This window comes from Edaphobacter sp. (genome assembly GCF_035763405.1).
Lineage (GTDB): Bacteria > Acidobacteriota > Terriglobia > Terriglobales > Acidobacteriaceae > Edaphobacter.
In genome coordinates this window covers 19,349-27,595 of record NZ_DASUBE010000085.1, presented here as the reverse complement: position 1 = coordinate 27,595, position 8,247 = coordinate 19,349, and the positions used below count along the sequence as shown (strand labels likewise).

Below are 8,247 nucleotides of genomic sequence, written 5' to 3'. Positions count from 1 at the left end.
GCCGAGGTCGTCGGGGCCGGTGTTGCAGCAGTTGTCGCGGTAGAAGCCCGTCGTTGGATTGGCAGGCCCGCAGCCACAGGTAGCAAGCGGTTGGCCAAGGACGTTCCGGCTAGGAGCTTTGGTGGGTTCGGTGGCGGGCATGGATCTATTGTAGGACCCTCAGAAAGCGACTGCGGATTGCGCGGAAAAAACGGATAAAGCTTTTCAGTCTTTATCAGCGTTTATCCGCGCAATCCGCCGTCGGCATTTGAGTACCTACTTTGCTGTGAGAGCGAGTTGCTGCTCGTACTCTTCGTAGGGCCCTTTGTGGTCGGTGATATGGAAGTCGGTGGGGCCACCTTCGAAGTGCCAGACGCGCGTGCCGGCCTCTTCGATGAGGTCCTGGTCGTGTGTGACAAGAAAGACGGTGCCTTCGTACTTCTGGATGGCCTGGTTGAGAGCGTTGATGGCTTCGAGGTCAAGGTGGTTGGTGGGCTCGTCGAGCACCAGCACATTGGGCTTCTGCAGCATGAGTTTGCAGAAGAGCAGGCGGGCAGCTTCGCCTCCGGAGAGGGCTTCGGTCTTCTTCATGCCCTCTTCACCGCGGAAGAGCATCTGGCCGAGGATGCCGCGGATGTCCTCTTTGGTGGCCTTGGGGTCGAAGGTATGGAGCCACTCGGCGGCGGTGGTGCCTTTAGGAATAGACGAGGTATGGTCCTGAGCGAAGTAGCCGATCTGCGCCTCGTGCCCCCACTTGACTGTGCCGGAGTCGATGGCTGTTGCGTCGGACTCGTCGAGACCGGCGTTGCTAAGCAGCGCCTTGAGCAGCGTGGTTTTGCCCTGCGCGTTGCGGCCGATGAGCACGACCTTATCGCCGCGCATGACCGAGGCCGAGAAGTTGCGGATGACGTGCTCAACCTTGCCGTCGGGCTGGGTGTAGCTCTTGTTGACGCCTTCGAATTCCAACAGATGTTTGCCCGAGGGGCGGAGCATCTCGAAACGGATGTAGGGGCGCTGGATGTTCGAGCGCGCGAGTTCAGTCGTCGCCAGGCGCTCGACCTCTTTCTTGCGCGAGTTGACCTGCGACGAGCGCGTGCCGGCGGAGAAGCGCGCGATGAAGTCGTTCAACTGCGCGATCTTCTTTTCGCGCTGCTCGTTCTGCGCCTCGATGCGGGCGCGGACCTGCGTCTTCTGAAGCACCATATCGTCGTAGCCGCCGGTGTAGGTGATGATGGTCTCGTAGTCGATGTCAGCAATGTGGGTGCAGACCGAGTTGAGGAAGTGGCGGTCGTGCGAGATGGTGATGACGGTGCCGTTGTAGCGGTTGAGGAAGTTTTCGAGCCAGTGGATCGAGTCGAGGTCGAGGTAGTTCGTCGGCTCGTCGAGCAACAACGCCTGCGGGTTGCCGAAGAGCGCCTGCGCCAGCAGCACGCGGACCTTCTGGCCACCCTGCAGCTCACTCATCTTGCGCTCGTGGACTTCGTCGGGGATGTCGAGCCCTTGCAGGAGTACGGCGGCGTTGGCTTCGGCCTCATAGCCATCCTCGTCGCCGACGATGCCTTCGAGTTCGCCCAGGCGAGAGCCGTCCTCGTCGGTCAGCTCGGGCTTTTCGTAGATGCGCTCGCGCTCTTCGAGTGCCGCCCAGAGAGCCTTGTTACCCATGATGACGGTGTCGATGACGCGGAAGGCGTCGAAGGCGTACTGGTCCTGACGGAGGACGCCGATCTTTTTGGGGCGAACGACGGTGCCCTTCTGGGCGTCGATCTCGCCGGTCAACACCTTCATAAAGGTGGATTTGCCGGCGCCGTTGGGGCCGGTCAGGCCGTAGCGACGGTCCTGGGTGAAGGTGACAGAGACATCCTCGAAGAGCAGCTTCGAGCCATAGCGCATGGTGACATTGGAAACGGAGATCATTTCTCTCTATTTTCTCATGCCGCGGCAAGAAAACGGGCGGCGCACGATGCGCCGCCCGCGTTGATTCAACGGTGAGCTAGAAGCGCAGAAACGCCGAGAACTGATAGATTCGCGGCTGGTTCTCCTGCGCGGTGACTTCGCCGAAGGTAGAGCTGGTCCAGTCGGTGACGGGCGTGTGGTTGGTGCCGCTGCCGCCGTAGACCGGGTGGTTGAAGACATTGATGACGCCGAGGCGGAACTGCAACGACAGTGGCTCATAGACCCGCGCGAGGCTGAAGTTGCGCTGCACCGCGCCGTCGAACTGGTTCATGAAGTCCGCACGCAAGCCGTCGAAGCGGATGGGCAGGGTGCGAATCTGGTACTGGTTGCCATAGGAACCCGCTATCTGACCGCTAGTGGCCTTGCTGGTCGTCGTGGCCCAGTTTGCCGGGTTGAACCAGAGACCCGCGTTCGAGCCGGCGATGCTCTTCTTGTAACCCGAGCGCCCCCAGGACGAGCTGGCCGGGTTCGAGCCAAGGAAGACCGGCAGCGTCGAGGACGGGTTGAAGCTGAGCGGCTGGCCGCTCTGCACCTGGTAGACGCCCTGCATCTGCCATCCGCCCGCGATTGCAGCGGCGATGCCGCCTTGATTCAGGAAGCGCCGCCCGCGTCCCCACGGAAGCTGGTAGATGCCCGAGTTGGCCAGCCGGAAGGTACGGTCGTTCTGCGAGAGCCCGTACCACGGAGCCGGGTCCGAGGGGTTCAGGTACTGCGTCGCGTCCATCGACTTCGACCACGTGAAGGCCGAGGTGAAGCTGGCCCCATTGGTGAAGCGGCGCACCAGCGACGCCTGGAACGAGTGGTAAATGGACATGCCGCTCGTGATGTAGGCCGAGACGCCGGTGTACTCCGGATAGGGCCTGAGGAGCTGGCTGACTGCGATGGTGCTCTTCCCTCCCACGCTGCTCGTGCTGGGGAGAACCTTGTAGAACGGATTGGCGACTGTCGTGGACATCTTCGAATTGATGTCCGCGTCGTAGCCCGCCGTGTAGGTGGAAAGATACTGCGCGGGAACGGCGTCGTACTCCTTCTGGATCGGCAGATGGAGGCCGTGATTGCCCACGTAGCTGACGTCGGCCAGCCACGCGCCGATCTGGCGCTGAATGCCGAAGCTCCAGCGGATGTTGTACGGCGTCTTCGGATTACTCGGCTGGAACGTGACCGACTGCCCGACGAACGTCGAGAGCCCAAGCGAGTTGCCTGTGGGATGCACAATGCCAGACGGGAAGGGATTCGCCAGCGTGCTGGTGAACGTCACGCCGCTGTCGGGCGAACCGCTGGCCGAGGTGGTCTGCGTGAAGCCCTGCTGCGGCAACAGGAAAGTCGAGGTCGAGCCGGAGTTGCCGCCCGACATGTAGAAGGTCGAGAGCGAGTCGTCGAAGATGCCGAAGCCGCCGCGCACGACCGTGTTATTGGCCACCTGGAACGAGAAGCCCGCTCGCGGCAGCACGTTGATGATCGACGTGTGATAGGTCTGGTGTCCATTGAGCGACGTACTCGGATCGCCCACGAAGCGCAGGCCGCCGTTCACCGTCCAGTTCGCGGCCGGAATCAGCGCCGGGTTGGTCGGCGCGATCGCGGCGTACTTCGCCTGGGCCGCTGCCGCCGCCGGGTTGGCAACGTTGAAGTCGAAGTAGGTATTCGCTTTCTGGTTGCGCTCGTTGTTCGGTCCCTCGTACTCGAAGCGCACGCCGAGGTTGACGGTCAGGCGCGGCGTCGCCTTCCAGTCGTCCTGTAGCCACTCCGCCATGTAGTTGGAGCGCGAGGCGAGGTTGCTGTTGATGGTGATCGCCGACGAGCTCGGCAGGCCGTACTCAAACTGCGCCAGGCCGAAGCCAAGGCTCTGCGCCGAGGTCAGGCTGTTGGCCGTCGTGTAGGAGCCGTTGTGCTGGTAGCGCCCGTTGGACTGCGTGTTGATGCCGGCGTTGGTGTTGTACATGCGGTACTCGTAACCGGCACGGAGGAAGTGGTTGCCGATGAGCTTACTGACCTGAATCGAACCCAGTGTAATGTCGTCGTGCGAGAGCACGCCGTTGTCGGAGTTCAACGACTGATAGCCGGTGATGTCGAGGCGTGGGAAGAAGTCCGCAGTAGGCCCGAGGCCATCGACCAGATAACTCGGCATCCCGATCGAGGTCGCGTTCAATATGCCCTGCGAAGGAACGACATTCTGGTTGACGAACCGTGTCCAGGTGAGGTGTGCGTCCAGCACCAGCGTTGGGTTGATGGTGAACGTATATCCGAAGGCCGCGCCCTTGTTCTGATAGGTCAGCGTGGTTCCACTGACGGGAGTGAAGTAGGCGTTTTTACCGGCCTGAAGGCGGCGGCTCTGCACAAAGTGTCCGAAGAGCTGCTGCCGCGGGCTGATGGTGTAGTCGCTGCGCACGACGTAGGAGTAGTAGTAGTCCGGCTCGGCCTTGGAGTAGGTATAGTTGCCGCCGCCGTTCGAGTTCGGCGTGGTGTTCGGCTTGGGATAATATTTGAGCGCCGCGGCGGCGATAGGGTTGATGCTGGTGATGATGTTACCGGGAATTGGATCGCGGGCCACGCAGGTATTGGCCTGGCCCTTGCTGTTGACTCCGCAGAGAGTGGCCGAAGTCACCGAATGCCCGCTGGTGGGATCGTAGAGCTGATACTTGTTGCTCGTTCCGGCCGGATGCTTCGGGTCAAGCGCATACAACTCAGAGAAGTCGCCGCCGCGCTCAGCCAGGCTGGGAATGGTCTGTGTCAACACATTGGGCGTTGCCGAGCGGCTGTGCTCGTAGCCTGCGAAGAAGAAGAGCTTGTCGCGCTTGATGGGTCCGCCAATCGCGCCGCCCTCGCGCAGCCAGGTTGCCTTGGCCAACTGTCCCGGGCCCAGGTGCCAGTAGTTCGTGTTCAGCGTCGGGTTCTGGTACGACGCATACGCTACGCCGTGGAACTGGTTGGTTCCGCTCTTGAGCGCGGTATTGACGAAGCCGCCCGAGGAGTGGCCCTCGGTCGCGTCGTAGCTCGCCGTCTCCACCCGGTACTGGCCCACAAACTCCGTCGAGGGTGTATAGGCCGAGAACCGGATGCGGTTGTCGGGCGCGCCGTCAAGACGGTACTCCATCGAGTTCAGCATCGAGCCATTCACCGAGACGGTCGCCGTGCTCGAGTCATACGCATGGATATTCGGATTGACGCCCGAGACCAGGAGCCCGGGAGCGAGCGTTTCCAGCGTGAAGGGATTGCTGTAGACCAGCGGCAGCTCCTGAATCGACTTCTCCTCGACCACCAGACCGATCGAGCCGGTCGTCGTCTGGAGCTGCTGCACGCCGGTGGTGACTTCGACCACCTCGGAGTTGCCGCCAATCTGAAGCGCGATGTTCTGCTGGTTGGTCTGATTAACGTCAACGACTGTATGGGCGTGGTCGGCCTTCTTGAAGCCTGTGCGCTCGACCGTGATGTCGTAGGAGCCGGGATTCAGATTTTGAAAGTTGTACACACCGTCGTTGTTGGTCACGGCCTTCTGGACGACACCAGTGGCTTCATTGCGGAGAACGACGGTTGTCTGCGGAAGAACGGCGCCGCTATTGTCGGTGATCCTACCACTGATGCCTCCACGATCAGCCTGAGCGGCAAGAAACATGGGGAAAGCGGCAAGAAGCAGCGCGAAAATGCTGACTTTGAGTATGCGCATTTGGTTGGCCTCGTGAGTACTACGTCTACAATCTGTCAAACTGGAGCCACGTCGAATCAGGAAGCACGAGTGGTCTGTCCAATTATTTGGTCAAATTATCATTGGACAAGACAATCCCTGTCAACAGGGTTACAGGAAAGCCGCTGTCTCCCCCAAACGATGTATGGCCCAACTGCCCGTCGGGGATAAAGCTGAGTCTATGACCGTCTCCCGGTGGATTCTCGTCGCCCTGCTTGCCGTTGCGCCAGCCTGTTCGCGCGCCCAGAAGCCGTGCCTCAACGGCCTGCCCGACGATCTGCGTGCCGCCGTCGAACAAAACAACTGGAAGATCGTCCAGCGCGAAGATCTCTCCGAGTCCGACCTTCATTTCTGGAAGGACCGGCATCCGGGCGAATGCCCCGGCGTGGCTGCGGGCAACTTTTCTCCCCACGCCAAACAGTCGTTTATCGTGGCGGTTTTTCAACGCGACGAAGAAAAGAACCTGTTGGAAAAGGTGCTGCTGGTGACGGAGAAGAAGCATCAGCCTGTCACCGAAGACGCCGTGACTACGATGGCCGTCGCGACGCCCTATGTGGTGTGGAAGCTGCATAAGGGCCGCTACCTGGGCATCGACGGAACCAAAGCATCGATCTCGCGCGACTCCTTCGTCTTTGAAAAGATGGTGGGACCGGCCAGCCAGTACTACTACCAGGGCGACCATCTGCGCTCGTTCGTGCTCTCGCGGTAGGCGAAAAGAAGCGACCGGCAAGGTCGATGGCCTATGAAGTAAAGCCATCTTCCCCGCCGGTCATTTCGTTGCTAACGGCTAAATATCAACCTTCGGGAAATCTCCCTGCGGCTGATCCGAGATGCAGAGGATCGACGAGATGGTGTCGTTCTGCATGTTGAATGACGGATCTTCTACGAACTTGTAGTAACCCGGTCCAACGGTGGTAAACGCCCCCTTGAATCCGGCATTCTCGTAGAAGCGCCAGGTTCCGGCGGTGATGACCACGGACGATATTTTGTCGTTCCAGTCATCGCCGACATATCCCCAGCCCCATCCGGGCGGGAAGTTGAAGCGCCAGTCTCCTCCGGAGAAGTTGGCGTCCACATACACGACTACTTCAGGCAGGATGTACATAGTGTCCACCTTTCATGAGTGAAGAAGCGTTGACATTGCTCCGCGTTTGGGCGGATCAGCTTCCGGATGAGCCTGAGCCCGACGCATACAGCCGCCGCGGCCCGGCCTCCTTCGTGCTGGTGGAACCGGCTGTTCCAGCCGCGACATACAACCGTCGCGGACCGGACTCCTTGGTGCTCTCGTTTTCAGGAACAAGCGGATGCGCGCCTTTTCCTTTTGCGGTTTCATTTGGACCCTTGTTTGCCATGATCTTCCTCCTATGGCAGCGAGATGACACAACCGCGCGCGAAGCACAGGCATCGAGGGCCATTCTGGCCCGTTCGGCCCCGGATGGGGCTGTAGCTGGGTAACTCGGTGAGGCCCGTATGCCGGCCTCAAACCTGAGAGAGAAGGCCCGTGATACAAAAGCCATTCATTCATCCCTGGGCCCGGGAAATCGAGTGCGGAGAACGATAGGCCCGTCAAGAGGCGTTGTCAACCTTGCCGCGTCTTTTAATTTCATTGACGCGAAACAACCTGAAGCTGCAAAATTCCTCTCTGAATCTGAGGCACGCACGGGTGTGAGCTGCAGGTATCGATCCGAACGCCACTCCGTGACCATCCACCCTTCACCTGCCAGCCCTCCCGGCAGCGGCCTTCTAATTCCAGCACCACAAGGAGAACTCAGGAATGTTCATCATCTGGTGGATTATCGTTGGACTCATCGCAGGCTTCATTACCGGCAAACTCATGAAGGGCAGCGGCTACGGCGCGCTCATGGACATTGTCGTCGGCATCATCGGCGCCATCATCGGCGGATACCTCATGCGCCTGTTCGGCTTCGCCGGTCATGGCGGCATGATCTACACCATCGTGGTTGCCATCATCGGCGCAGTCATTTTGACCTGGATCATTCGCCTCGTCACCGGCAACAGATCAAGAAACATCTGAAGAAACACCTCGGCCTCAGGAAACCTTGGGTGACATTCAACGCTCGTCCGCGCGATGGTTCATTCGTCGCGCTGGCGGGCGTGTATGTACCTGTGGCGCTTCATCGCTCGAAGACCACTCGATGCCGGTTGAGCCACCAGCAGGCTCCGCTACCTGCCTGAGGAAAGATCGACCGACTGCACGCCACCACCGCCGTCCCGTCGAAGTAGTACTCTTCCTTGTTGCCTTTGAGCGGCGCGACCACAAAGCGGCTGACCGTCACCTTGCCCATGCCCGTGCCCAGCTTCGCGCGCACGCCCCACACTGCCATGTCGCCCACATACAAGAATGCCAGGGCAACCGCCAAACCGACGAGCGCCCTGGCCGCCATCCGCCTCATGGCAGAAATCTACATCAAAAGAGATGCATCGCCATGCTCAAAACAGACGCCTGAAACGTAGGCGAAAGCGGGCCGTGAAACACGCACCCAACGCTTCAGGTCTTTGTGCTCCAAGCAGGAGGAAGCTGAAAGTCAGCGTATTCTTTCGAGCTTCCCCCTGGAACGTGGCTCCCGGCTGGCCGGGCCACAGCAAATACCGCAGCAACACAACAGACTAAGGAG

At 60.3% G+C, this 8,247-nt stretch carries 7 protein-coding genes; 2 read left to right on the top strand and 5 right to left on the bottom strand.

Going from position 1 to position 8,247, the window contains the following annotated elements:
* From VFU66_RS08840 to VFU66_RS08830, 3 genes are all read right to left on the bottom strand, one after another.
* On the bottom strand, positions 1–141 hold a 141-nt coding region (locus VFU66_RS08840), incomplete at its 3' end, for a DUF2237 family protein (protein WP_326445877.1).
* A 114-nt stretch (positions 142–255) separates the two neighbouring features.
* Positions 256–1,893 carry an ABC-F family ATP-binding cassette domain-containing protein gene (locus VFU66_RS08835; RefSeq protein WP_326445876.1) on the bottom strand — a complete coding sequence of 546 codons (1,638 nt, stop codon included), beginning with the start codon at positions 1,891–1,893 and terminating at the stop codon, positions 256–258.
* Between the two features lie 76 nt (positions 1,894–1,969).
* Complete coding sequence (locus VFU66_RS08830; RefSeq protein ID WP_326445875.1) at positions 1,970–5,593, bottom strand: outer membrane beta-barrel protein; 3,624 nt, start codon at positions 5,591–5,593, stop codon at positions 1,970–1,972.
* Between the two features lie 199 nt (positions 5,594–5,792).
* On the opposite strand from VFU66_RS08830, the gene VFU66_RS08825 reads away from it, so the two are divergent.
* Positions 5,793–6,320, top strand: coding sequence for a hypothetical protein (locus VFU66_RS08825; RefSeq protein WP_326445874.1), 528 nt, complete (start codon positions 5,793–5,795; stop codon positions 6,318–6,320).
* A 78-nt stretch (positions 6,321–6,398) separates the two neighbouring features.
* Here the strand turns inward: VFU66_RS08825 and VFU66_RS08820 are convergent, their stop codons facing one another.
* On the bottom strand, positions 6,399–6,716 hold the full coding sequence (locus VFU66_RS08820; RefSeq protein WP_326445873.1) for a beta/gamma crystallin-related protein: 318 nt from the start codon (positions 6,714–6,716) through the stop codon (positions 6,399–6,401).
* 669 nt (positions 6,717–7,385) lie between these two features.
* On the opposite strand from VFU66_RS08820, the gene VFU66_RS08815 reads away from it, so the two are divergent.
* A complete protein-coding gene (locus tag VFU66_RS08815) occupies positions 7,386–7,646 on the top strand; it encodes a GlsB/YeaQ/YmgE family stress response membrane protein (RefSeq protein ID WP_326445872.1) in 261 nt (86 codons plus the stop codon).
* 100 nt (positions 7,647–7,746) lie between these two features.
* Here VFU66_RS08815 and VFU66_RS08810 read toward each other — a convergent pair whose 3' ends face one another.
* Positions 7,747–8,025 carry a hypothetical protein gene (locus tag VFU66_RS08810; protein WP_326445871.1) on the bottom strand — a complete coding sequence of 93 codons (279 nt, stop codon included), beginning with the start codon at positions 8,023–8,025 and terminating at the stop codon, positions 7,747–7,749.
* Between the last annotated feature and the right edge of the window lie 222 nt (positions 8,026–8,247).